Origin of the sequence: Paenibacillus sp. cl6col (genome assembly GCF_900102125.1) — a bacterium.
GTDB lineage: Bacteria > Bacillota > Bacilli > Paenibacillales > Paenibacillaceae > Paenibacillus_B > Paenibacillus_B suaedae.
Window position 1 is genome coordinate 606,372 of the sequence record NZ_FNAZ01000001.1, and the last position, 25,192, is coordinate 631,563.

General features: G+C 49.2%; 20 protein-coding genes. 1 reads left to right on the forward strand and 19 read right to left on the reverse strand.

Going from position 1 to position 25,192, the window contains the following annotated elements; translation table 11 throughout:
• Positions 1–37: 37 nt before the first annotated feature.
• From BLS15_RS02570 to BLS15_RS02650, 17 genes are read right to left on the reverse strand one after another with little or no spacing between them, the layout of a single operon-like run.
• Complete coding sequence (locus BLS15_RS02570; protein ID WP_021254353.1) at positions 38–1,207, reverse strand: DegT/DnrJ/EryC1/StrS family aminotransferase; 1,170 nt, start codon at positions 1,205–1,207, stop codon at positions 38–40.
• A complete protein-coding gene (locus tag BLS15_RS02575) occupies positions 1,200–2,315 on the reverse strand; it encodes a lipid II:glycine glycyltransferase FemX (protein WP_021254354.1) in 1,116 nt (371 codons plus the stop codon). The genes BLS15_RS02570 and BLS15_RS02575 overlap by 8 nt, the downstream gene beginning before the upstream one ends.
• Entirely contained in the window at positions 2,308–3,669 is a 1,362-nt protein-coding gene (locus tag BLS15_RS02580) for a polysaccharide deacetylase family protein (RefSeq protein WP_021254355.1), read from the reverse strand. Before BLS15_RS02580 ends, BLS15_RS02575 begins: the two co-directional genes overlap by 8 nt.
• Positions 3,670–3,699: 30 nt before the next feature.
• A complete protein-coding gene (locus BLS15_RS02585; protein ID WP_021254356.1) occupies positions 3,700–4,521 on the reverse strand; it encodes a GNAT family N-acetyltransferase in 822 nt (273 codons plus the stop codon).
• A 7-nt stretch (positions 4,522–4,528) separates the two neighbouring features.
• Positions 4,529–5,137, reverse strand: a complete 609-nt coding sequence (locus BLS15_RS02590; protein ID WP_021254357.1) for a sugar transferase — start codon at positions 5,135–5,137, stop codon at positions 4,529–4,531.
• Positions 5,137–5,967 carry an acyltransferase gene (locus BLS15_RS02595; protein ID WP_175460697.1) on the reverse strand — a complete coding sequence of 277 codons (831 nt, stop codon included), beginning with the start codon at positions 5,965–5,967 and terminating at the stop codon, positions 5,137–5,139. The genes BLS15_RS02590 and BLS15_RS02595 overlap by 1 nt, the downstream gene beginning before the upstream one ends.
• A 16-nt stretch (positions 5,968–5,983) precedes the next feature.
• Positions 5,984–7,279 carry a glycosyltransferase family 4 protein gene (locus BLS15_RS02600; protein WP_021254359.1) on the reverse strand — a complete coding sequence of 432 codons (1,296 nt, stop codon included), beginning with the start codon at positions 7,277–7,279 and terminating at the stop codon, positions 5,984–5,986.
• Entirely contained in the window at positions 7,276–7,962 is a 687-nt protein-coding gene (locus BLS15_RS02605; protein WP_021254360.1) for a WbqC family protein, read from the reverse strand. Before BLS15_RS02605 ends, BLS15_RS02600 begins: the two co-directional genes overlap by 4 nt.
• Entirely contained in the window at positions 7,959–8,612 is a 654-nt protein-coding gene (locus tag BLS15_RS02610; RefSeq protein ID WP_021254361.1) for a PIG-L deacetylase family protein, read from the reverse strand. The genes BLS15_RS02605 and BLS15_RS02610 overlap by 4 nt, the downstream gene beginning before the upstream one ends.
• Position 8,613: 1 nt before the next feature.
• Positions 8,614–9,909, reverse strand: a complete 1,296-nt coding sequence (locus BLS15_RS02615) for a glycosyltransferase family 4 protein (protein ID WP_021254362.1) — start codon at positions 9,907–9,909, stop codon at positions 8,614–8,616.
• On the reverse strand, positions 9,896–11,218 hold the full coding sequence (locus tag BLS15_RS02620) for an O-antigen ligase family protein (protein ID WP_021254363.1): 1,323 nt from the start codon (positions 11,216–11,218) through the stop codon (positions 9,896–9,898). Before BLS15_RS02620 ends, BLS15_RS02615 begins: the two co-directional genes overlap by 14 nt.
• Entirely contained in the window at positions 11,190–12,503 is a 1,314-nt protein-coding gene (locus BLS15_RS02625) for a nucleotide sugar dehydrogenase (RefSeq protein WP_028531639.1), read from the reverse strand. Before BLS15_RS02625 ends, BLS15_RS02620 begins: the two co-directional genes overlap by 29 nt.
• Positions 12,504–12,530: 27 nt before the next feature.
• Positions 12,531–13,670 (reverse strand): DegT/DnrJ/EryC1/StrS family aminotransferase, encoded by a 1,140-nt coding sequence (locus BLS15_RS02630; protein WP_231515052.1) that lies wholly within the window; start codon positions 13,668–13,670, stop codon positions 12,531–12,533.
• A gap of 39 nt (positions 13,671–13,709) precedes the next feature.
• Positions 13,710–14,735, reverse strand: a complete 1,026-nt coding sequence (locus tag BLS15_RS02635) for a Gfo/Idh/MocA family protein (RefSeq protein ID WP_021254366.1) — start codon at positions 14,733–14,735, stop codon at positions 13,710–13,712.
• Positions 14,732–16,567 (reverse strand): polysaccharide biosynthesis protein, encoded by a 1,836-nt coding sequence (locus BLS15_RS02640; RefSeq protein ID WP_231515051.1) that lies wholly within the window; start codon positions 16,565–16,567, stop codon positions 14,732–14,734. Before BLS15_RS02640 ends, BLS15_RS02635 begins: the two co-directional genes overlap by 4 nt.
• A gap of 41 nt (positions 16,568–16,608) precedes the next feature.
• Positions 16,609–17,289 (reverse strand): CpsD/CapB family tyrosine-protein kinase, encoded by a 681-nt coding sequence (locus BLS15_RS02645; protein ID WP_021254368.1) that lies wholly within the window; start codon positions 17,287–17,289, stop codon positions 16,609–16,611.
• On the reverse strand, positions 17,270–18,007 hold the full coding sequence (locus BLS15_RS02650; RefSeq protein WP_090509690.1) for a YveK family protein: 738 nt from the start codon (positions 18,005–18,007) through the stop codon (positions 17,270–17,272). The genes BLS15_RS02645 and BLS15_RS02650 overlap by 20 nt, the downstream gene beginning before the upstream one ends.
• Before the next feature lie 271 nt (positions 18,008–18,278).
• Between BLS15_RS02650 and BLS15_RS02655 the strand changes: the two genes are divergently transcribed.
• Positions 18,279–18,668 (forward strand): helix-turn-helix domain-containing protein, encoded by a 390-nt coding sequence (locus tag BLS15_RS02655; RefSeq protein ID WP_021254370.1) that lies wholly within the window; start codon positions 18,279–18,281, stop codon positions 18,666–18,668.
• Between the two features lie 401 nt (positions 18,669–19,069).
• Here BLS15_RS02655 and BLS15_RS02660 read toward each other — a convergent pair whose 3' ends face one another.
• Together BLS15_RS02660 and gltB are read right to left on the reverse strand one after the other, a co-directional pair.
• A complete protein-coding gene (locus tag BLS15_RS02660) occupies positions 19,070–20,380 on the reverse strand; it encodes an MFS transporter (protein ID WP_021254371.1) in 1,311 nt (436 codons plus the stop codon).
• Positions 20,381–20,492: 112 nt separating this feature from the next.
• On the reverse strand, positions 20,493–25,094 hold the full coding sequence (gltB, locus tag BLS15_RS02665; RefSeq protein ID WP_028531636.1) for a glutamate synthase large subunit: 4,602 nt from the start codon (positions 25,092–25,094) through the stop codon (positions 20,493–20,495).
• Positions 25,095–25,192: the final 98 nt, after the last annotated feature.

A 25,192-nucleotide genomic window follows, 5' to 3' on the forward strand; every position in this document is an offset into this window, starting at 1 on the left:
ATTCCTTCTTCACTCGGCTTCTAAGCCTCTTCCTGTTCTACACACTTTGCCGATAAATCGCATTCTGCTGTAAATGTTCCAAAATGACATCGACCACCCGATCCTGTTCGGCACTCGTCAGATTCGAGCCGGATGGCAAGCATAGCCCTTGTGCAAACAATTGCTCGGACACACTAAGATGCGATTGGTGAGGGAAATATAAGCTGGAGTGGAACATCGGCTGCAGATGCATCGGCTTCCATACGAGACGTGACTCGATGCCGTTCTGCTGCAGAGCAGTTTTGATCGAGAGCGGATACGTCCCCGTACGCTTGCAGTCAACCAAGATAACCGTAAGCCAGCAAGTCGATCTTCCGTAGGTAGGTTCTGATATCAGTCGAATACCATCATAAGGTTCCAATACACTCCGATACCGCTGATATACAGCCCTCCTTGCGGCAATTCGCCCTTCAATCACGGTGAGCTGACCACGTCCAATTCCTGCCAGCACATTGCTCATCCGGTAATTGTACCCCATCTCATAATGCTCATAGTACGGCAGATCTTCTTTAGCCTGAGTCGCCCAATGTCTGGCCTTTCGAAGTGCCACGGGGTCGCTGCTCACCAGCATTCCCCCTCCGGATGTGGTAATGAGCTTATTGCCGTTGAACGAATAGATGCCGAAATGACCGATTGTCCCACAATGTCTGCCACGATAGGTCGTACCTAGTGACTCTGCTGCATCTTCCACCACAATAATGCCATAACGATTGCAGATAGTCATAATTGCATCCATATCTGCGCTCTGCCCATAGAGATGAACGATGACAGCAGCTTTCGGCGTCTTCCCCTCTTGCGCAAGCTGCTCACATGCCCGTTCCAGCGCCTCTGGCGACATATTCCAGGAATTCGGCTCCGAATCAACAAATACAGGAATCCCGTTCAAGTACAGGATAGGATTCACACTAGCTATAAAGGTAAACGTGGAACATAGCACATAATCGCCCGCTTCTACCCCAGCCAGCCGTAAAGCCAAATGGATGGCCGCCGTCCCTGAGCTTAGCGCAACTGCTCCTTGCGCCCCTACATAATGGGCCACTTCTTCTTCAAATGCCTGAATATGCGGACCGACGGAGGACAGCCAATTGCTAGCAAATGCCTCATCGATCTTAATCCGTTCTTCATCTCCCATATGCGGAGGAGACAGATATATATAAGGCTTAGACATACTGGGTCACCTCTGCTGAGTCAATACCAACCGCCATAAGTGAAGGGTCGCGATAAAATGGGAAATACTCGCTCTCCGTAATACCATTAAATTTGCTTTTTAATAATTTGTATAGGTAGGGATCTCGTACTTTCCTTCCAACATAGAAGTCCAATGGTTCATGATTATTGAACCCTTTCTTGAAGCGATACAAGGAATCATTGCCCGTATAACCGCCGCCTAGATGAATCTTCTTGAATCCTCGTTCCTTGAAGTGCTGTATGGCGAAGTACAGCAAAAAATTATTGGGCGCGCAAGAAAAATATCGCTCATTGGAAGCGAGCAGATGATAGTGCACATGTTCACCTTCATGCAAAAATATCGATGCACAAACCAACTCATCTTCCGCGTATATTCCCAGCATGGTGAGCTGATCGGATAGGCGATCCAGCATGTCATAAAAGTATTGTTCGGTAAAGTAATAGCTGGCCTGAGCCTTCACACGATCCATCGTGTGATAATACATATCAATGAAAGATTGAAGCCGTTCTAACGTCATCGTTTCCTGCCGTCCAAAAAGTCCAGATTTCAAAGATACACGAATTCGATTCCGGTTCTTGGAGCTGAACTTGGCGAAAATATCGTCTACCGCCGGCTCTAAATCTACACTGATCGTATTGCGCACGAAACACGGATCCACATCCATGTAATCCTGATGATTGCGATAAAGAGGATGAAATCTGACAAACTCCGTTATAATTTTTTGTTCCTTACAATAGTTGGAGAAGGCTTGCTGAAATCGCCCAAGCAATCCATTACGATCTTCATCATGTAAGGAAGTGCATATAGGTCCTCCATAACCGTATGGGGTAATAATGTCGTACATTTCCGGAGCGTCTTCCCATAAGCGCTTAATATGCGGTAGAGTATTGACTTGCCTGAGAACAAATGGATACATGACAGTTCCGGTATCTTCTTTGTAAATAAATAGACGTGCCGATTCTTCCTGTCCGCTCTCGTATAAGGAGCAATAGCCTGATAACCAATATATGTCCGGATCCACTATACTCATGGCAAGTTCATCCCATTGCTTCCTATCGTCAGGCGACAGTATTTGAACATTACCCAATTGGACACCCTCCTTGAATGACGAACGAATGATAGTAATTCGCATACGGCTTCCAGAACGAGTTGCGAATGTTGGAGTTGTGCCACAATAAAACGAACTGTCCGCGATATCGATGCACGACTCCTAGAAGGTTATTCATCTGCTCAAACATCTGAGCGGGTTCAAGTCCTTGATAACCGCCAAGGCTTACCTCCATTGCGGTTAGAGGGAGCTCTTGTAGAGATAAAGGCTGTCTGGCATGAATATCAAAGACACGGTATGAATGGCAGATTCCGCTGCGAAACCCGATTTCATCGGCATACCCAATCGTACTGTCTATCTTCATCCCGGCTCGCTCCCATATGCCCCATGTATCCGGAACACGGAAGCGCAAATAATGATGCCTTCCCTCTGTAACCACGCATCCCGCCGCTTCTTGAAGCCGCTCCTTCTCTTGCAAGAACAACTCTTCATTGCAGTATGCATCATAGCTGGGGTGGAATCCGACGATATGACCGCGCTCACGTACACGCTTGAGCACCGAACGAGCGAGTTCTCCCCGGACATCATATCGATTGTCGTAAAAGGTCGTGCCCCCCGCCATAAAATAGAACCTGGATTGAACTCCTGCCTGCTCAGACAGATCCATCAGCCAATCAAATGTATCGTACGGGTCGGCACATCTACCTGACTTTACTTGTATGTATTCCAGCATGCTTCGAATGGGAGCCAATGGACTCAAGTTGGCCAAGCCTCTTGCCATACTCCGAATAAGACGCTTCATACCGTCCCAATATCGCAAATCATCCACATCATGCGTCACAATCAATTCAGAGGGACGATTTGTTCGTTCTGCCTCCAACCCTACTTCAATGAGCATATTCCAAAGCATCTCAGCCATCTCATTCACAACAGGACGCTGCCAGAAGCGGCTCCGAACAGCCAAACTGCCGGATGAGGGGAACCGTTCATGACGGTCTCTTATGTTCGCGCACTCTTCCCATCGAGTGAGCATAAAAAAGCAAGCAGCCAGCAGATCTGCTTCGCAATACAAGTCCCCTCCATCCACTCGCCATTCCCCTCTCCCGAACCATACGGGCAAATCCCCTTCGGGAGCAAATCTGGAGTTGGCATAGGACACACGTAGTTGGCTCGTATCCGCGGACAAGTAAGACAATCCATCCTCATATTGAGCAAAGAAGGCATCTCTGATATACAAGCTGCTCCCGTTCGACAGTGCGAACCGGATATAGGGCGACTGATCCTTATCATTGTCCACGACGAGCTGATACGGTAATCCGAGCATATCGCCGACCAATTGTTGAATGATATATGTTCGTTCGGGTACGAACAATGCAGGTATTGTAATAATCATGGCCCTTAACCCTTTCCTGTCCTCATCTTATCAAGACAATGGCTTCACCATGCGAAACGCTACAGCCAACTGTTCCATGCCGGAGTGAGGCGGCTCTTCCCCTCCGTCTGACACAAGCACCCTTCGATGCGGGGCAAGACGTGCAAGCAGAGCAAGCACATCCTTATTCATTGCAGCTTTCAAGCGCATACGGAAATAATTCTCCTTCATAAGCACAATTCGTTCTTCTTGATGATCGAAGCTCACGCGAAAGAATCCATAGCCATACACTTCGAGGCTGGCTACCGCTTGCGGCCAGTCTTGAATCATATAATCCAAGCTGCTCTCTTCCACTTCTACGTCCATCCATTGATGCAGCGGAGCACTTGCATACCAATAATAAGCATGCTGTCGAACGAATCCGTTCCGCTCATATAGCCGAATGGCAGATTCGTTCGTGTCGAATGCATCAAGCTGCACGGAAGAGAAGCCCTCCTTCGCGGCGTGAATGCTTGCCTGTCGAATCACATGGGAGCCGATGCCTCTTCCTCTGAACAGAGCAGATACGTAGAAATTATTCAGAAATAAGATGTCATCGAGCAGTCTCCATTCTGCGAAGCCAATCAGGGAATTCGCATTCGTATATATCCCTATAAAATGCGAAGTGAAACGAGACGGCGGGATAGCAAGCGAAGCACGCAAAAAATCAGCATATCCATGGGCTGAAAAAAGCGTCGCTTCATAGAGCCCCGCAGGCATCCATGACTCGCTCATGCGGGGGATTTCCTCATAATGTTCCGGTTCCAACGTTCGGACATGAACAGATTCGCCTCGTGACTCGATGCGGCAGTCAGGAAATAATCGTTTCCACATGTCCCCGTCACCCCTCGCGGCTATGATATCGTTCCTTATCGAGGTCAGAAGCCCCACGACTTCCGGGAAGTGCAACTCCCTCCCGCTTGACCACCGTAATGATTGTTAAGAACAAAATTTTGATATCCAGCCAGAAGGAGCAGTTCTCCACATACTGGACGTCAAGCTCCAAACGTTCATTCCAGGATAGATGATTCCTTCCCTTCACCTGGGCTAATCCAGTAATGCCCGGACGAACATGGAATCTTTTCTGTTCCCGCTTCGTGAAGTACGGCAAGTGCTTCACGAGCAAAGGCCGTGGTCCTACCAGACTCATGTCACCGCGCAATACGTTCCACAATTGGGGCAGCTCATCCAAGCTCGTTGAGCGCAAGAAAGTACCGAAAGGGGTGATGCGGTGGGCATCTGGAAGCAGTTGCCCTGCACTGTCTCTGGCATCTGACATCGTGCGAAATTTATAAACCTGGAATACGCGTTTATCCTTGCCCGGCCGCTCCTGCTTGAAAATGGCCGGCGAACCTAATGCAACGCGAACGCAAATATAGGTAATAAGGAGAATCGGGCTGATTACGAGCAGTAAAATGGACGAAACTGCAATATCGAATATACGCTTCATTACTGATGCTGCAGCAATTGTTCCTCGGCCACTTGACGGAGAACACGTGCAGGAATCCCCATGACCAATTGCTGTCCTTCCACATCTTTAGTAACAACACTTCCAGCCGCGACAACGGCTTCTTCTTCAATGACAACCCCCGGCAGCGTTACGACTCCAGCCCCAAGACGTCCGCCCTTCTTCACGGTTATTCCCTTCATCCACTTAAATCGTTCCTTCGTTCGGCCAATGAAATTGTCATTGCTCGTGATAACACCCGGCGCAACAAATACATCATCACCAATAGTGGAATAAGCCGTAATGTAGCAATTCGTTTCCAGCTTGCAGCGTGCGCCTACCGTACAATCGTTCTCTATCGAAGCTCCGCGTCCGATAATCGTAGCAGCACCTACACGTACACGTTCACGCACAGTAGCCAGGTCGGCGATGAATACATCCTGCTCCAGAACAGCACCGGCATATACGATGCTAGCTGTTCCAATCGTACAGCCTTTCTCGATGATGCACGGATCCTGACTTCCTCTATCTTGAAGTACAGATCGTTTCGCACGAAATGGCTGCTTGCCGATGACGGCTTGATCCATAATCGTTACCCCATCGCACAAAACCGTCTTCTCTTCGATGATGACATGACGGCCGATAACCGCTCCCTTGCCAATGACCGCACCTGCTCCAATGATACTCCCATCGCCGATGCAGACTCCATCTTCGATTGTCACTCCATCACCAATTACACAGAAATATCCCAGCTTCACCTGTTCTCCCATTCGAATATCCTGTCCCAACACTTGCAATTCTGCTGCTGCTCGCTTGTCATCCTTTATCCCCATCTTCGAATCATCCCCTCTACACATCGTAGGACGCAGCCGTATTGCGCTTGCTAACTCGCTTCTCGTTACGCCCAACGTCCTCCGCTATTGCCGCGGAGAGCTTATAGGACATGCGTTCCCAATCATGCTCTTGTTCCACATACGCTCTTGCTCTGCGGCCCATTTCCTCCCGATCCTTCAACTGCCTCGCCAGTTTGGACAGAGCTTCACTTAATTCCTCTGGATCTTGCAGGACAAGACCGATTCGTTCCTTTGCAATGACCGAATCGTCAATCTTGCCAACGAGAAGAGTCGGCAATGAAGAGGCCATATAGTCGTACATTTTGTTGAAGCTCATGCCCCATTTGTATACAGAAGCATCACGCAGCGCAATTAACCCTACATGAGCCCGTGCCAAAAGTGTGGGCACAGCTTCCTTCTTCACGAGTGGGAGGAAGGCTACATTAGTCAATCCCGCTTGTTCCGCCTGCTTCACTAGAGCTTCCTTCTCCGGTCCGTCCCCAACAAAGACGAATTGAATATTACTATCGGTTCCCTTACTAAGTGCTGCTGCTTCCAAAAGGTGATGTATGCCGTCAGAAATACCGTGCGATCCGGTATAAATCGCAATGAACTTCCCTTGCCATTGTTCAAATTGGCGCTCCACCTCAGAAGGGAGTTCGGCCAGCGGAAGAGCGAAGCGCTCCATATCGACACCATTAGGCAGAACCAGTACCTTCGATCCCAGCCCGCTCTGCTTCTCCACATAATCAGCAGCTTTATCGAACAGCACGATGATGCGGGATGCCTTTCGGTATAAATGAGATTCCAGCCAATAGAGCGCCTTGACGATCGGATGGTTCGGCGACATCTTGCCGAAGTCTATGAGTGTCTGCGGCCATAAGTCTCGTTCCTCGAAGTAGAATACCGCATTATGATGAGCAGCGAGGCGGGAACCGATCCATGCAGCCGCAGGATGCATAAGAGAGCCGATGATGAGATCGGGGCTCTCTTTGCGCCGCCGCCCCTCCCAATAACAGCGCCATGTATAATCCAGCATATTCTTAACGCGCCGCCAATCATTGCGCTTATAAGCTGTTGTGCGGAGCCAAACGAACCGCACTCCATCATATGTCACTTCCCGAACCGCATTGCGCGAGCCTTCCAAATGATTAATCCAATTCTGATGCCCGTAGGCGGAAGCAAATATCGTGACACTCGCTCCTTGCCTCACAAGCTGCTTCGCCAAATCAAAATGACGAGTCCCTCCGCCTGTGCCAGGGGCGACTCCGTAATGATTCACGATCCATATGTTCATTCCAGCTACACTCATACTGCCGCCTCCTTCCAATGCAAAGTTTCCACTTGCATCGCATAATCCAGCGAGCTTAACCCGCCCGTAAACCCTTCCTTGGCATGTCTTTGCGGATAAGAAAACGGTGTGAATTCGTGATATTCCACCCGGATTCCATATTTGTGAAATATGGATTCATCTAAATACTCCCTGCCGCTGGGGCCTGATAAATAAACATCGCCGCCTGCCTCATGCACGAGCTGAGCAAGCAGCTCCGATTTACTCCCATCTGCCAACATGGAACTGGAACGGATGAGCGGAGTGCGAATGTCCAGCCATTTCATGAGCAGCTCGATGCTCGGTATAGCAAAATCGACAAGGCGCTCATATTTCCCACCGTAGAGATCGTGTAGTTCATTTTTCCGCTGAAGATACCCAGGGCTTTTGCCATAGCTGGCCTCGAGCTGGCGCATGTGCTCCGCCTGCCAGTCGCGGTTGTTCGCAATTCGCACATCGATCGTCCTCGTTCCGAACAAGCCTTCCTTCGCTACGGGAATAGTCAGCCATTTCGGACCGCCTTGCGTGTCGATCATTGTGCGATTTTGATAGCCATTTTTCGTAAATTGAACGGTATCGAGCAAGATGAACAAATCCGAGCAGGCCATCTTATGAAAAAAACCAAGCCACGGCAGGACATTCGGCTGATGAATGCTGACAATCATATTCTCACCCTGAGGGGTTCAAAGGCTTCGGCATACTCTTCACCGATTTGAACGCCTCGAATTTTGGCCAATCCAAATACCATTTCTCTCGTAAAATAACTCCGGTTCAGATGCAGCTGAGAACGATATTGCTGCAAAGCCTCCCATTTCCGCTCCATATATTTCCGGTCAAGCGGGGCAAATATTCGTGAATTGGTGCTCAGTTGATTCCAAGGGAGCTCGTAACCGTAAAGGGATTGTTCCTTGAATGCGCGCTGGCTCTCACTACAGATGACCTGATGATCTTGATGTATATCGGACGAGGATGGCACTAGAACCAAATCCGGTTTCATGTCTCGCTTCATTCCAACGAGAACTTCCAGCAATTCTTGGCGATGGGTGGGAAATTGGCGGACAGGGAATCGATAGATGATGCGATTGTCATGTGGAATTTCCAATACGTCCATGGATGCATGAAATTCATGCGCCAGCGTGTCTTTGGCGAAATCGCCTGGCAATGATTGCTCAGCTACCGAAAACGCCACGACAACAACATTAGCTCCAGACTCGATCTGCTTCGCAATAAACGCGCCGCAGCCTAGTTCCGCATCATCCGTATGAGGAGCCAGCACCAAAATGTTACGAGCGCTAACTTGTGTTGGTAGTACCATGCTACTTTACAACCTTCCTTTCACGTTCCCTATTCATCGTGCCAAAGGCAGTTTGCTGTACTTCTTCCTTCCTGATGCGACCCGTGACGTCGGCATAAACATGCAGCAGCTTTTCTTTTTCTACATTCCAATGATAGAGAGACTGAACTGCTTCTTGCCCGCAGCGCCCCATTTCTTCCGCTTCTTCATGATGCGTAATGAGCCAATCGATTCGTTGCGATATGCCTTCAAGATCGAAGGGGTCGACACAAAATCCGCAGCCTGCTTGCTCAATAATCTGCCTCCACTTCGGGAAGTCAGAGGCGATGACGGGAATGCCTGCCGCCATATATTCGAACAGCTTGATCGGGAGCGCGTCTAAGTAATTGATCGTCGGGTGCAAAATAACGAGCCCTGCTCTCGAACGAGCCATCGTTTCATATACCTGCTTACGGTTCAACTGCCCGAGGTAATCAACTTTGGCCCAGCCGGAACGTCCCATAGCAACATGCTTCTCCTCGGCAGAAGCGAAGGAACCCGCCAGCAAAAGCTTTTTATCCGGTATTCCGAACTCCATGGCGCCAACTATCTGCTGAAGTCCGCGAATATTGCCGATGGAGCCAACATAACAGACGGCGTCCTCCTTACCTGCATGTTGGGAAATGCCAACGAATTCCCCGGATTGTACAGATTGTACGGATTGTGGTGACTCGGCAGTGTGTACGAATTCGTCCAGAATTGGATAATTGCACACTGTCTTGGTGCAACACTTCGGGTGTCTAGCGAACCGTTCTTCAATATGAGTCGTTGCCGTTACAATCGCATCGAAGCGAAGACTAGCCCAGAGCTCTATCCGCTCCACCAATCGAGATACGCCGCCTCTTAGCCACTTCGGAATCCACCCTTTGCTCAATATCTGGCGCGGGACATCTTCATGCACATCGTATATGACTCTGTATCCCTTTTTCTTTAGCCACAACCCTATCGGAATCAATTCTGGATCATGAAAATGGTATACGTCTGCATCTATTTGCCTCGCCGCCTGATAGAGTCGCCATGTTGTCGTCCACATTCTCTCAGACCGAGAACGTGGAATCGGCAGAGGGACAATGCGCACCCCTTCAATAACTTCCTCTCCATGGTGCGGTACAATGAACAGTGTGTTATATCCAGCCTTGGCCAGTGAGACGGCTTCTTTATACGTTATGCGGGAATCGTTGGCATCGTGGGCCGTGCTAAGCATGCAAACCGTGAACAAATGATTACGCTCATGATGATCCTCCATCAATCCGCTGCTGCCATATTTAACGGTGTGCAATAGAATGCTCCTCCTCTCGCGCTGCTAATAATCCTGCTTTAGTAATGACTGGAAGCAGGCCGATTACGGCAAAGAACGCTCGATTGTCAGGAATATCGCCACTGACCGTTACATTGAACAGCATGGCTATAAATATCATGACCAGCACGATCCAGCGCTCGGATTGAGCAGATTTCAAGATCAATATCGCATATCGAATCGTAATGCCAATCAATAAAGCTAAGAGCAGCAAGCCAATGCCACCGAGTTCTACCATCACTTCGATGAACAGATTATGCGGATAATCGCGGAAATCGTCCATCTGAGACAGCACAGGCCATGATCCAATCCCATTGCCCCGCAATGGGGATCTCAGCCAGTAATCTCCCGCTTCGCCTGCATACGACACCCTTGCGGAGGCTGACCCCCCAATTCCATCACTTCCCGGCATCAGCAGAGATAGCCGCAGCAATGTCTGTGGTGGATTCGGAGATGCAGACCATATTACCGCTGTAGAGATCGCCCCCGCAATCATGGCAAGCAACAATAAGCTGTAACGCCTTACGTACATCCGATTGTGCTCCAATCGAATCGAATACAGCATCGGCAAGAGCAAGGACAGAAATGTTGCTAGCAGAGGACCTCTACCCCCGCCAACAAATAAGTGAAACATACAAATACCGAATGAGAACAATGAGAACAATTTATACAGGGCTTCTCTCTGTCCGAACAGAAGCTGCCACATGAATACAATTGCACCTAAGCTCGAAATTTGGCCTGCTCCTAAATACGTGCCACCCATAACGTTGACAAATCCCTTCCCCCCGGATGCTGCGTAGGTGAGGATCCCTTCCCCTGCAATCCATAAGGAGAATATGCCGAGCGCCATTATGAATCGCTGTACCCGCTTCGGTTCCGAAGCAATGATCCATGAGCTGCCGATGATTGACCATAACACGAGTGTAAGCATCTTGGACACTTTATCAGTGGCATAGATCTGGCTTGGGGACCAGATTAGCGACAGCATCGCATAGGCTGCGAGCAGAAGATAAATGGCTGTTACCATGTAGCTGTCCCATAGAACGATGAATTTCCTCTTCATCAGTACAAAAATCGATACCAGTACACCGAGTCCCAACGTCAGCATCGTGATGTCCATCGGTATCCAACTGAATCTTGGATCGGATTTGAATACACCTGCGAACAGAAAGATCACAAATAACATTTCAAAGGAAAAAAGGGTGTGAAGGAGACTCTTCAAAAGGTGATCAATCCGAATTGTGCTGGCACGCCGATGGTGATTAAAGTCGATAATATTTGGCTGAACCATACTCGCCCTTAACCGCATTGCGCGTATCGTATACAACTTGGGATTGTTCACAGATGAACTGATAATCGAAAGCGGAATGATCGGTTGTAATGACCGTAATATCCGCTCCTCCCAGTAGCTCTCCCGTTAATTCTGACGCTTCCATACACTGTCCACGATGGATGCAGTGAACGACATGCGGATCGCTAAATACGACATCTGCCCCCTTCGACTTCAAGGCATCCATAATGGTGAGCACGGGGGATTCCCGCCAGTCGTCTACATCCTTTTTGTAAGCCATGCCGAGCAGGACGATGCGCGAATTTTTTATTGTTTTCCCTTCTTCATTCAGGATCGAACCAATCCGAGTCACTACATATTCCGGCATTGTTCGGTTGATTTCACCGGCCGTTTCAATGAGCCGCATATGGCAATTGTATTCACGAGCCTTCCAGCTTAAATAGAACGGATCGATCGGAATGCAGTGCCCGCCGAGGCCAGGCCCTGGATAGAACGCCATAAATCCATATGGCTTCGTCTTCGCAGCATCAATGACTTCCCAAATGTTAATCCCCATTCGATTGCACAGAAGGGTCAGCTCATTTACAAGGGCGATATTGATGTTGCGGAACGTGTTCTCGAACACCTTCTCCATCTCCGCAACTGCGGGAGAACTTACTTCAACCACATCTCCCTCCAAAACGGACCGATAGAGCTGAGCAGCCACTCGGGTGCATGACGCTGTTATACCGCCAACTACTTTTGGCGTGTTTTTTGTGTTATAGCTTTTGTTGCCTGGATCTACCCGCTCAGGAGAATACGCCAGAAAAAAGTCAACGCCACAGGTAAGGCCCGAAGTTTCTAGAATAGGCTTCACCAACTCATCCGTCGTCCCGGGATACGTCGTACTTTCCAAGATCACTAGCATTCCGGGACGCAAGTGCTTGGCAATTTCCTCTGTTGATTGCTTGACATAGCTCGTATCCGGTTGATGATAGCTGTCTAACGGAGTCGGCACGCAGATCGTTACGACATCCACTTCATTTATGAACGCAAAATCTGTAGTTGCCATTAATTTATTCGTCTCCACCATCATGCTCAATTCTTCGTCGACGACATCGCCGATATAGTTAATTCCTTGATTAATCAGGCTCACCTTCGTGTCCTGTACGTCGAAACCGATGACTTGGAAGCCGGATTTGGCCTTCTCCACCGCCAACGGCAGTCCCACGTATCCCAAGCCTACTACGCCGATCACAGCTGACTTATCAAGCAGCTTTTCCATTAGAACATCGGCTGCACTAATCGCAAAAGAGCTGGCAACTACACTCATCTATTTATCACGTCCTTTAAAAAACTGTGTCACGGTATCTATAATGTATTGCTGATCCTGCTGAGTCAGTTCAGGGAACAACGGCAGCGCCATACAGCGGGCGGAGGCCTGCTCTGCATGCGGCAGGTCGCCTTCGCTATATTCAAGCGGGCGATATACCTCTTGAAGATGCAGCGGAACCGGATAATATACACCGGAATCAATTCCCTGCTCCTTGAGATGCGCCATTAACTGTTCACGCTGATCAGTCTCAATAATGTACAAATGATAAGCATGCTTTCCATAAACCAGCTCTGTTGGAAGCGTAATAGGCAATTGTGACAGCCCTTCTTCGTACTGCTTCACCTTCTGCCGGCGTACGTCTGTCCATTCATTCAATCTGCGCAGTTTGACACGAAGCAAGCTCGCCTGAAGCTCATCCAGCCGGCTGTTATAGCCTACTCTCGCATGATAATATTTCGGATTCGATCCATGAACACGCAGCATGCGTATGGTACGGGCAAGTTCTGCGTCGTGCGTAACGACGATGCCGCCATCTCCGAATCCCCCTAAATTCTTGGTAGGGAAGAACGAAAAGCATCCCGCAGTGCCAAGGCTTCCTGCCTGCTTCCCGTTATAATCTGCGCCCAGCGCCTGACAAGCATCTTCCACAACATGAAGCCCATGCCTCATGGCAATGTCATTCACGGCATCCATATCTGCCATCTGTCCGAAAATATGTACCGGAATAATTGCTTTCGTGCGCGGCGTTATCGCATTCTTGATACAATTTGTATCAATTAAATACGTTTCTGGATTCACATCAACAAACACAGGAGTTGCCCCGACACGCGAGATCACTTCCGCACTGGCAAAGAAGGTAAAGGGAGAGGTAATTACCTCATCTCCAGGGCCGATGCCAAGCGCATCTAAGGTCAGCATGAGCGCATCTGTTCCATTCGCTACTCCAACGGCATACGGAACATTCAAATATTGCGCCAACTCTTCTTCGAACGCTTGAACTTGCGGGCCGTTAATATAATGGCCGCTAGACAGCACTTCTTCTGCAGCCCGCAGCAGCTCTTCTGAAATCGACGCATAGGAAGCTTGCAAATCAATAAGAGGGATGCTGCGTTTTGTTTGCACGAGAATATTAGACAACCGAATCTCCACCTTCACCTATTAGTCCATTCATTCCGATTACAGGGAAATGAGCTGCTCTTCGCTGCTCCGTTGATTCACGCTTGCATCGTAGATGTCCAACACCATCTGCAGCGCTCTCTTGCCATCTTCGCCTGATACATGCGGATCACGATCATCGCGAATCGCTTCGACCATATCCCGAATCATATGGGTATGTCCGGGCTCGCCAAAAGGATTTAAATGCGTATGCTCAACAAATGCCAACGCTTCTTGCTTATCAAGGGATGCAAAGTTCCAATATTTAATCCAGTGCGCGGTTGGACCGCCAATCACCGCTGAACCATGCTCGCCGAACAATGCAATCTCTTCCTCTAAGTTGTTCGGATAGACGGTCGAAGCAACTTCTACCGAGCCAAGTGCGCCATCGGCAAATTGCATAACAGCCAATGCCACGTCCTCCATTTCGATATTTCTCAGCCGCGTTGCCGACATGGCTCGCACTTTAACTGCCGGCCCCATCAGCCAAGCTAGCAAATCCATCGAATGGATGCCTTGATTCATCAGGACACCGCCATCCATTGCTCTCGTTCCCCGCCAAGGAGATTGATTGTAATAGTCCTGGTTCCGATTCCAGCGAAGCTTGACGCTCGCATGGCTCAGCTTGCCGAATCTCCCCTCATCCAGCATTTTCTTCAATTGCACAATTGCCGGACGATAGCGGTTCGGATGTACGACTGCCAGCTTCACCTTATGCTTGCTGCATGCTGCTATCACCCGCTCTGCATCAAGAAGCGTCAAGGCGAGCGGCTTCTCCACGACAACATGCTTGCCAGCCTGAGCCGCTTGAACGGCCATATCCGCATGCAGCCCGCTCGGCGTGCAAATAATGACCACATCTACACATGGATCCTGCAGCATGTCTCTATACTGCAAATACGCCGCAATCCCGTCCTCTGCCCATGGTTTCATCCGCTCCGCGTCCGAGTCGCACAACGCTTGCAGTACTGCTCCTTGTACGTTCTGAATAGCTTCCACATGCTTTGCTGCAATATGGCCGCATCCTACAATCCCGAATCGTATCATCGTGCCATCTTCACTCCTTCATCCGAACTCGAAATAGTTTCCATTAAAAAACGCTTCAAATGTAGGGGATTATCAAGAAGAAGCTCATTGAGCTGCTTATTCCAGTGCTCGAATGCGCGCTCCTCCATCAGAAGCGGATTGCCGACAAAAATGCGCTGATGTTCCGTTCTCCGCAATCCCTCCTCCTCCGTTGACAATTCCTCATGCAGCTTTTCCCCAGGTCGTATTCCCGTTACTTCAATTTCAATATCTTTGTAAGGCTCAAAGCCGGACAAACGGATTAAATCTGTTGCTAAATCCAAAATTTTAACAGGCTTGCCCATATCCAAGATGAATACCTCTCCGCCAACGGCATAGGCTCCAGCTTGAATTACTAAGGCAACAGCTTCTGGAATCGTCATGAAAAAGCGCGTCATATCGGGGTGTGTGATCGTGATGGGCCCGCCCTGCTGGATCTGCTCCTTGAAGCGCGGAATGACGCTGCCGCGGCTGCCAAGCACATTGCCGAACCGAACCGAAGTAAAGTTCGTACTGCTGCGCTCGTTCAGATGCTGAATGACCATCTCAGCCATTCGCTTCGTTGCCCCCATGACACTCGAAGGATGCACAGCCTTATCTGAAGAAATAAGGACGAAACGCTCACTGCCAAATCGATGGGCGCATTCCGCTACATTCCTCGTTCCGTGCACATTATTTCGAATAGCCTCGGAAGGGTTCAGCTCCATGAGCGGGACATGCTTATGCGCTGCCGCATGAAACACGACATTCGGAGCATATTCGTGGAACAGTTGTTCAAGTCTTGGCTTATTTTGAATATCCGCAATGATTGGCATAATTTCCAGCCCAGGATGAAGCCGGCGAAGCTCCGACTCAATGGCATAAATACTGTTCTCTCCATGACCAAGCAGGAGCAACAATTGCGGACAAAGGGCAGCGATCTGACGACATAACTCGGAGCCAATAGAACCCCCAGCCCCTGTAACAAGAACCGTTCTACCCCGAATATAATTGCAGTTGTCTTGCAAATGTAGACGAACAGGCTCTCTCCCAAGCAAATCCTCGACGTCTACATGACGAATATCGTTCACCGTGAGCTTGCCCTGCATCAGGTCATCCAGACTAGGCATCGTATAAATATTGCAGCCCGTTGTCTTGCAGCAATCGATAAATTCGGCAATTTGCTTGCGCGGCAAAGAAGGCAGGGCGATAATAATGTCCTGAATCTGATATTGCTGTACAGCTTGCATAATTGAATCACGGCCACCAACGACCGGAATGCCCACGATTTTTTTGTTCCACTTATTTGAATCATCGTCGATGAACGCTGCAGGCAGGGAGTCTGAATGCTCATTGTCCAATATCTTTTTGGCCACTAGCGACCCGCAATCACCCGCTCCGATAATGAGAATGTGACGCTTCACCCGCTGATGGCTCACCGTACGTCTCTGCCTGTACCTTTGCAGAATTCGGATTCCTCCGACGGACAGAAGAACCGTCTCATAGGTCATGATCATAAACCCCCATGGCACCTCATTTCCCCATAGGAGAATAGATATCATCGAAGACATACCACAGCCAGCCGTAACGGCAGACGCAATTAACAACACATGTCTACTATCTGCATAACGCCATACTTGTTCATATAAATTGAACACCTGGAAGCCGATCAGACAGCAGACGATGGTAAGCACGCTGAACCCGAGCACGAACGAATTTCCAATCTGTCCTTCGTTAGCAGGGATCGTAAGCAAATAGGACAGCCCGACACTTACAGCAATACATCCTGCATCCAGAACTGCAAAACTTCCTTTCTTGAGCCACCACAATTTCAACTCCATCACTCCATTAGTTCAGTTGTCTCTATCCCGAGCAGCTATTTCATCGCAATTACCTGTGAATTCAACGAATTGCGCCGTTCGACTTGATTGAGTACAGTGCCGATAATCGTACCGCTCACGCACTCTATGGCCTCTTTCACTTTCATGAGCGTAGCAGCTTTTACTTTTCCAGATTTGACAACGATCAGTACCGCATCGCACAAACCTGACAATATTAGTCCATCCGTGACTTTCGTTATGGGGGGCGAATCGATAAGAATCAGATCGAATTGTTCTGCAAGATGACTTAAGAGGTATTCCATTTGAGAGCTGCCCAACAGCTCGGAAGGATCACTGTTCGTCGGATTCCCAGGGAGTATGAATAAATTAGGTATGGAGCTTTCTTGTATCATTTCTTCCGACCATTGCGCAGATTCCAAATAATCGCCTAATCCGCTGCGCTTCGAGAGGGAGAATACATGGTGAAGTGTTGGCAGGCGCAGATTCGCATCGATGATTACGACTTTCTTTCCTTCCAGCGCGAAGGCAATTCCCAAATTGCTAGCTACCGTCGTCTTGCCTTCCCCATGTACGGATGAGGTCACCAAAAGCGTTCGATCATTTCGCTTGGCTAGCATATAATTCAACTTCGTTCGCAATGCGCGGTACGTTTGGGAAATGTTAGACGTCTTCTTCATATGCACTAATAGCTGAATTTTACGTCGATATCGGAACATTCTTTTTATCACCCGCCAATTTGGTATTCGCTGTCTTTTTCGTCAACATATCTCCTCTTTTGCAAGGTTCGATGGACACGAGAGGTGAAAGTTCCAGTTCCCTCAGTCGTGCTTCATTTCGCACAACATCTCCCGTCATATCTTTCATGCTGACAAACAGCATGAGTAAAATAAAGCAAGCAGCCCCAACGATCACTGTGTTGCGCAATACATGGGATTCGACTTCTGGAATCATGCGTTGTTGATGATTCGGGTCATCGAGAATGAGAATGTTGTCCATTTTGTAGATGAATGCTACTTGTCTTTTTAGCGTGCTTGTTACATCATTCATAATGTCAATCACTCTCGATTCTGAGATGTCTCGAACGGTTATAGACATTACTGGGGTTTGCTCCACCGTGCTTACCGATATGCGATCCGCGAGTTCACTGATTGACAGGCCCCAGCTTGGATTATCACGTATAACCGCCCCAAGAATAGTAGGTGTCTTAATTAATTCCTTAAAGGTGTTCATCAAGGATATATTCAAATTCATTCTTTCCATCGTCATTTCTGCATCTGAACCGCTATTGCTCATAATCATCTTTACTGTAGAGCGATAGGTCGGTTTTTGAGTTACTTGCATGAACAATGCCGCAAGCAATGTTACAATAAGGGTAGTGATGATTAGAAACCATTTTCTACGGTTGATAACTTCAAGCAAGGTTAGAAGTTCGATGGTCGTTCACTCCTTTTTGATGGATTATAATGCTTCTCTACTTGAGGAAACGTAATCGATTTATCTTCAATTGACCATCATATGGGGGGGACACTATAATAGAAAAAGAGGTTCTAAAGTCATAGTTTTGATACATTTTGTAACCTTGAACTACTTTTAGATTAAGATACATTTTGTATCGTGTCAATTCATTTCTGTATAATTTATAATTTTTTTGCGACATATTGTTTCAAAAAGGGTGTATCGTCTTAGCAAGGGAGGAATTGTTGGCATGAGTACCGGAAATCGCATATCATATCTTCGAGATCAGAAGGGATGGACACAAGAGGGACTCGCTGAGCTGCTGGGTATTACCCGAGCCGCGCTTTCTCACTATGAAAAAAATCGCCGCAAGCCTGATTTTGAAACGTTGACCAAATTAGCGGATTTATTTGGAGTATCTATAGATTATTTGGTGGGACGCATCTCCAATCCAACAACAACCTTGACACATGAGGTTCGTGAGTTTGCAGACGCTTTGGAGTTGTCTGACGAAGACTTGATGAAGAGGTTCCGTCTTACGGTAGATGGACGTGAGCTGTCTGAGGACGAATCGCGGCGCTTCATCGCATTTGTGCGTGCCGAGCGTTCCATGCAGCCAACTTCCAGAATTAAGAAATAACCATCAGAAAACAATACATCCTCCATTGATCAAATGGAGGATGCTCATCTACATACTATTCAATTGCAGGTATAGCCTCCGGTCGACGGTATACATCAGGCCATCGTTCAAGATCAATTTGCAATTGAGTCAAAATGTCAAAAATATCTAGTTTAGTCTGTTTATTGTCTAGACTTGTTTCATTTTGACTTTTCAGATTATGATTCTCCCCTATTCCTCCCATAACCCGTACCTCACTTATCTTGTAATGACCACTGCTATAGCTCTTTATTTAGTTCCAAATTGCCATATTTCAATCTTTATTATAACCCATAAGATGCAGGTACACTGTCGTATCATGGGGAGAGGAGCGTACCTATTCAGTTCTACTTTTGTCGAATTTTATACGTATTCTTCAAAAATTACGAAGATGAAGGAAAAGAGCGCGGACGAACCGGGACTTTGGCTTGACGTTGAAGCCATGCATGAATGATAAAACTAATAATCGATAATACCGCAATCGCGATTGAGATGACTGCTACGCCAGCAAGCCCGCTATGATCGTAAGTAACGCCCAACAAATATGGCCCTATCATCCTTCCAATAGAGCTGATTCCTCCTGCAACCCCCATATAGAATGGGGCCTCACGACCAGCCCGAGCGGATAGGAATGCTGGGACAGCCGGGGATACAAGCATTTCTCCTAATGTTGCCAATGCCATTCCAAGCACGAAACCTGCATAGTTCGGCACGATCCAAATGACGAGATATGCCGCTCCATAAAAGATGCCGCTCCATGTCAGCTGATCGGTTACCCGCTTCGCCACGGTTCGCTTCATCCATGTTGTAATCGGCTGAGCTGCAAAGATAAGTACGCCGTTCAATGTCCACAGCAGACTGTACATCGAGAAGCCCATGCCCTGATCATCAATATGCGGGGCGATCCCGCTTCCCCACAAGGAATTCGCCAGCCATATAAACATCGCCCCTAAGGACATGAACAAATATATGCGATAAGCGGCAAGCTTATTCCATAGTGTCTGTTCCGGCAGCACTCCGGCAGAAGGCTGTTGTCTATCGCCATAATTTACTGCCGCTCCAGTACCTTGACTCTCAAGGGCTTGTCCGTTATTTGTCTCATTATTCTCTTGCACGGATCCCTCTTCCTGCATGCCTTGCAGGAAGCGATAGAAGAAGAAGGCAAACCCGGCTGAGGTGACTCCGGTCAGCAGGAAAGTTAAATTAAACGAAATGTCTGCGAGCACACCGCTTATTGCTGTTCCCAGCGCGACCCCGATGTTGTTCGCGACATAGATCACATTGAATAACTCATCCCGCCGATCAGACCACCGAAAGCCAATAAAAGATTGAATCGCCGGCATCGATACGGAATTGGCTAGTCCAATCGCCCCCATCGTAATGACATAGCCCCACCAGCTGGTATATGCCGTGAACACGAGCGAGCATTGCAGCACGGAAGTAATCGCCAGTGCCCATACAAGCAGGCGCCGCACCCCTATCCGATAATACAGCCCTCCGCCCAGGAACTGCCCAAACACGCCGCCGAGCATCTGTATCAGAATGACAAATCCGGCATCAGCCAAAGAGCGATTCAATTGCGTGTAAACAAACAAGGTCGTGAGCGGCCACATAAGAGCTCCGCCTGTCGAGTTAATGATGCTTGCCCAGATAAATACGTTCATCTCCCGCGTATAATTGCGGAACGCCCCCATCGGCGAAAACTTCATGGTATCACCAACGATTTCTAGTAGAAGTAGGTTGAAAAAAGCGATGGCCTGCGCCCGGATAGTTCCGAACTGCAGGCCATAGCTATCATACCATAATTTAGTTTCCGCTAGCACGTGATAAATCGCGCATATTCGCTTCAAATGCGGCAAGCAGCGCCGCTTCTCCGGTCATTCCCTGCGCCTCTACCTTCGCAATTTGCTCCATCATGCGCTTATAATCCTTCGGAATGACACGGACGAATTGCTCGCTTGCTCCATTGTCCCATTGCTGCAAGATTCGTTCCCCAATGGTGCTGCCCGTTACTTGCACATGACGCTCAATCATACCTCGCACCTGCTGCTCTTCTTCCGCTCCTTCAAGCGGCTCCAACAGCACCATTTCTAGATTGCAGCGGTTCACGAATGTACGATCCTCATCCCATACATATGCGATACCCCCAGACATACCTGCTGCGAAGTTGCGCCCCGTCTTACCGAGCACGACAACACAGCCGCCAGTCATATATTCACAGCCATGATCGCCTACGCCTTCGACGACCACATGTACTCCTGAATTGCGAACCGCGAAGCGTTCGCCAGCAATTCCGCGAATGTAGGCTTCACCGCTTGTAGCCCCATAGAATGCCGTATTGCCGATAATGACATTGTCCTCTGCTGCAAAAGTAGCCTGCGGAGACGGCTTCACGATAATTTTACCGCCTGATAACCCCTTGCCGACATAGTCGTTGCTGTCTCCTTCAACCGTCAACGTCATGCCGCGTGGAACAAATGCGCCGAAGCTCTGTCCAGCAGACCCGATAAACGAGTAACGGATCATATCCTCAGGCAGTCCTGCCGCGCCGTATCTTCTCGTTACCTCGCTGCCCAATATTGTGCCCGTCGCACGATTCACATTGCATATCGGGAATGTCCCTTCGACAGGTATTCCTGATTCCAGCGCAGACTGCGCTTCGGGAACGAGCCTTGTCATATCGAGTGTCTCTTCCAAGCCATGGTTCTGAGCGCGAACTTGAATGCGCGAGGAACCTTCTGGCATCTCAGGCTGGTACAGCACCGAGGACAGATCGAGATGCTTCGCCTTCCAATGATCCAGCGCATCCTTCATGCCCAAGCATTCTGTACGCCCAATCATCTCATCCAACGTACGGAATCCAAGCTCAGCCATCCATTCGCGAAGCTCCTCCGCAATGAAGAGCATAAAGTTCACGACATGCTGCGGATCGCCTGTAAAGTTCTTGCGCAGCTCTGGATTTTGTGTCGCCACTCCGACAGGGCATGTGTCCAGCTGGCATACTCGCATCATAATACAGCCGACCGCAACAAGCGGTGCCGTGGAGAAGCCATATTCCTCAGCTCCCAGCAGGGCAGCGATAGCAAGGTCGCGTCCCGTCATCATCTTCCCGTCCGTTTCCAATACAATACGATCGCGCAAGTTGTTCAGGATCAAGGTCTGATGTGTTTCTGCCAATCCAAGCTCCCACGGCAAGCCTGTGTGGCGGATCGAGCCCTGCGGTGAGGCGCCAGTGCCACCGTCATAGCCACTAACGAGAATTACATCTGCACGCCCCTTGGCTACTCCGGCAGCAATCGTTCCAACACCGACTTCCGAGACGAGCTTCACATTGATGCGCGCCTGCGGATTGGCATTCTTTAAATCATAGATCAGCTCAGCCAAATCCTCGATCGAGTAAATGTCATGGTGCGGCGGTGGAGAAATCAAGCCTACTCCTGGTGTCGAGCCGCGCACTTCCGCAACCCATGGATATACCTTGCGGCCTGGCAGCTGACCGCCTTCTCCCGGCTTGGCTCCCTGTGCCATCTTAATCTGGATCTCATCTGCGTTAACAAGATAATGAGATGTCACACCGAAGCGTCCAGATGCCACCTGCTTGATCGCGCTTCTTCGGGAATCGCCATTCGCATCCTTCACATAGCGGGCTGGATTCTCTCCGCCTTCACCGGAGTTCGACTTGCCTCCGATTCGGTTCATGGCGATAGCCAAGCTCTCGTGCGCTTCCTTCGAGATCGAGCCGAACGACATTGCTCCCGTCTTGAACCGCTTCACGATCGATTCGACGGATTCCACTTCATCCAATGGAATCGCTGGACCAATTGGCTTCAAGGTGAACAACGAACGAAGGGTTCGGCTGCTGTTGTACTCTCCTTGCACCAGCTTCGAATACTTCTTGAACAGACGGTAATCGTTCGTACGTACAGCTTGCTGCAAGGTATGAATGGTTTGCGGGTTGAACAGATGCTCCTCCCCGTCCTTGCGCCACTGATACTCGCCCCCGGAATCCAATTCCGTATCTCTTCCCGGCTGTGAGGCGAAAGCACGATAGTGATGAGACAATGCCTCCTGCGCTACTTCCTCCAAGCCAATGCCGCCGATTCGGGATGGCGTCCAAGTAAAGTATTGATCGACAAAGTCCTGCTTCAATCCAATTGCTTCAAATATTTGTGCGCCGCGATAAGACTGTACCGTCGAGATTCCCATCTTGGACAAGATCTTCACGACGCCCTTCGTCGCGGCCTTCATATAATTCTTAACTGCCTTCTCATGCGTAATGCCGTGCAGGATGCCTTGGCGAATCATATCATCCAGCGTCTCGAACACCAAGTATGGGTTCACCACACTGACGCCATAGCCAAGCAGCAGTGCATAGTGGTGTACCTCGCGCGGCTCGCCCGATTCCAGCAATAGGCTTACCTTCGTACGCGTCCCTTGGCGAATGAGATGGTGATGAAGGCTGGATACTGCAAGAAGCGCCGGAATAGCCGCTTGATCCTCCTCAACGCCACGATCAGACAGGATGATTAAATTATGTCCCTTGCCGATAACCCGATCAGCTGCCTCGCACATCGTCTTCAAAGCCGCTTCAAGCCCCGCCGCTCCTTCTGATGCTGTGAACAAGATCGGAATGGTGATCGACTTGAAGCCCGGTCTGCGAATATGGCGAAGCTTCGCAAATTCTTCATTGGAGAGCACGGGAGAATCGAGCTTAATCTGGCGGCAGCTCTCCGGCTCTGGAAGCAACAGATTCCGCTCAGGCCCGATCGTCGTGCCCGTCGCAGTGACAATCTCCTCGCGAATGGCATCGATAGGCGGGTTCGTCACCTGTGCAAATAATTGCTTAAAGTAATTGTACAGCCGCTGCGGACGTTCAGATAATATCGCGAGCGGTGCATCATATCCCATCGATCCAAGCGGCTCTACACCAGTAGCCGCCATCGGCTCGATAATCTTGCGCAGTTCCTCATAGGTGTAACCGAATGCCTGCTGGCGCTGCTGCACATTCTCATGCTTCGGCTCAGGCACTTCCGGCGCGTCCGGCAAATCCTCAAGACCGACCAGATGCTCCTCCAGCCAAGCTTGGTACGGGTTCTCCGCCGCAATCTGCGCCTTCACCTCTTCATCGGAAATGATGCAGCCTTGCTCGGTATCTACAACGAGCATCCGCCCAGGACGAAGTCGATCCTTGTAGGCAATCTGCTCTGGCGCAATATCCAGCACGCCCGCTTCGGAGCTAAGCACAATCATATCGTCCTTCGTCACACAGTAACGAGATGGGCGCAATCCATTGCGATCCAAGGTGGCTACAATTTGCACACCGTCAGTAAACGCCATTGCCGCAGGGCCATCCCAAGGCTCCATCAGACAGCTGTGATACTCGTAAAAGGCCTTCTTCGCCGGATCCATGCTGTCATGATTGTTCCACGGCTCAGGCACCATCATCATCGCAACATGCGATAGCGGACGTCCCGCCAAATACAGAAATTCAAACGTATTGTCGAACATCCCCGTATCTGAACCATCATCATTAATGACTGGCTTCACCTTCTCCAGATCAGCTCCGAAGACGCCTGATGCGAACAATGTCTGACGCGCATGCATCCAGTTCACATTGCCGCGAAGCGTGTTGATTTCACCATTATGAATCATATAGCGATACGGATGGGCACGCTCCCAACTCGGGAACGTGTTCGTGCTGAAGCGTGAATGAATAAGTGCAATCGCAGATTCGAGCAAATCATGCTGCAGATCGAGATAGAACTGCCCAACTTGCTCGGTGGTCAGCATTCCTTTATATACAATTTTCCGGCAAGACATGCTCGAAATATAGAACGTGCTCGCTTCCTCTTCACCGGTATAGCGAATTTCCCGCTCCATCCGCTTGCGAATCATGTACAGCTTGCGTTCAAAGGCCAGCTCACTGTCGCTATCCGCATTCCGTGCGATAAACACTTGGCGCACATAAGGCTGAACTGCCCGTGCGGATTGGCCAAGACCTTCCCCATTCGTCGGTACGGTGCGGAATCCGATTAATTGATGCCCCTCCTCCTCAACGATACGACGAAGACGCGCTTCATGCTCTCCCCTCGCTGGCTCATTCTGCGTCAGGAACAGCATACCCACGCCGTATTGACCCGCTTCCGGAAGTGTAATTCCTTGCTGCTCCAACTCGCGAGCAAAGAAGCGATGCGGAATTTGCAGCATAATTCCTGCTCCATCGCCTGTATTCGGTTCGCTTCCTTGACCGCCGCGATGCTCCATATTCACCAGCATCTGCAGCGCTTGACGTACGATATCATGAGACTTCTGCCCTTTAATATGAGCGACGAAGCCCATTCCGCATGCATCTTTTTCAAATCGTGGATCATATAAGCCTTGCTTGGGAGGTAATCCGTTCAGTTTCATACGAAGCAACCTTTCTATTTAAAAGTGATCGACATACATTGCATAGGATCGACAGCAATCAACACGTTCTCTTTATGAATTTATAATTATTCATTTGT

What these genes read in the sequence shown, in the direction of transcription:
- BLS15_RS02570 (WP_021254353.1), bottom strand. Translation starts at nt 1,207, where the DNA reads ATGTCTAAGCCTTATATATATCTGTCTCCTCCGCATATGGGAGATGAA.
- BLS15_RS02580 (WP_021254355.1), bottom strand. Translation starts at nt 3,669, where the DNA reads ATGATTATTACAATACCTGCATTGTTCGTACCCGAACGAACATATATC.
- BLS15_RS02585 (WP_021254356.1), bottom strand. Translation starts at nt 4,521, where the DNA reads ATGTGGAAACGATTATTTCCTGACTGCCGCATCGAGTCACGAGGCGAA.
- BLS15_RS02590 (WP_021254357.1), bottom strand. Translation starts at nt 5,137, where the DNA reads ATGAAGCGTATATTCGATATTGCAGTTTCGTCCATTTTACTGCTCGTA.
- BLS15_RS02595 (WP_175460697.1), bottom strand. Translation starts at nt 5,967, where the DNA reads ATGGGGATAAAGGATGACAAGCGAGCAGCAGCAGAATTGCAAGTGTTG.
- BLS15_RS02600 (WP_021254359.1), bottom strand. Translation starts at nt 7,279, where the DNA reads ATGAGTGTAGCTGGAATGAACATATGGATCGTGAATCATTACGGAGTC.
- BLS15_RS02605 (WP_021254360.1), bottom strand. Translation starts at nt 7,962, where the DNA reads ATGATTGTCAGCATTCATCAGCCGAATGTCCTGCCGTGGCTTGGTTTT.
- BLS15_RS02610 (WP_021254361.1), bottom strand. Translation starts at nt 8,612, where the DNA reads ATGGTACTACCAACACAAGTTAGCGCTCGTAACATTTTGGTGCTGGCT.
- BLS15_RS02620 (WP_021254363.1), bottom strand. Translation starts at nt 11,218, where the DNA reads ATGGTTCAGCCAAATATTATCGACTTTAATCACCATCGGCGTGCCAGC.
- BLS15_RS02635 (WP_021254366.1), bottom strand. Translation starts at nt 14,735, where the DNA reads ATGATACGATTCGGGATTGTAGGATGCGGCCATATTGCAGCAAAGCAT.
- BLS15_RS02645 (WP_021254368.1), bottom strand. Translation starts at nt 17,289, where the DNA reads ATGTTCCGATATCGACGTAAAATTCAGCTATTAGTGCATATGAAGAAG.
- BLS15_RS02655 (WP_021254370.1), top strand. Translation starts at nt 18,279, where the DNA reads ATGAGTACCGGAAATCGCATATCATATCTTCGAGATCAGAAGGGATGG.
- BLS15_RS02660 (WP_021254371.1), bottom strand. Translation starts at nt 20,380, where the DNA reads ATGGGGGCGTTCCGCAATTATACGCGGGAGATGAACGTATTTATCTGG.
- gltB (WP_028531636.1), bottom strand. Translation starts at nt 25,094, where the DNA reads ATGAAACTGAACGGATTACCTCCCAAGCAAGGCTTATATGATCCACGA.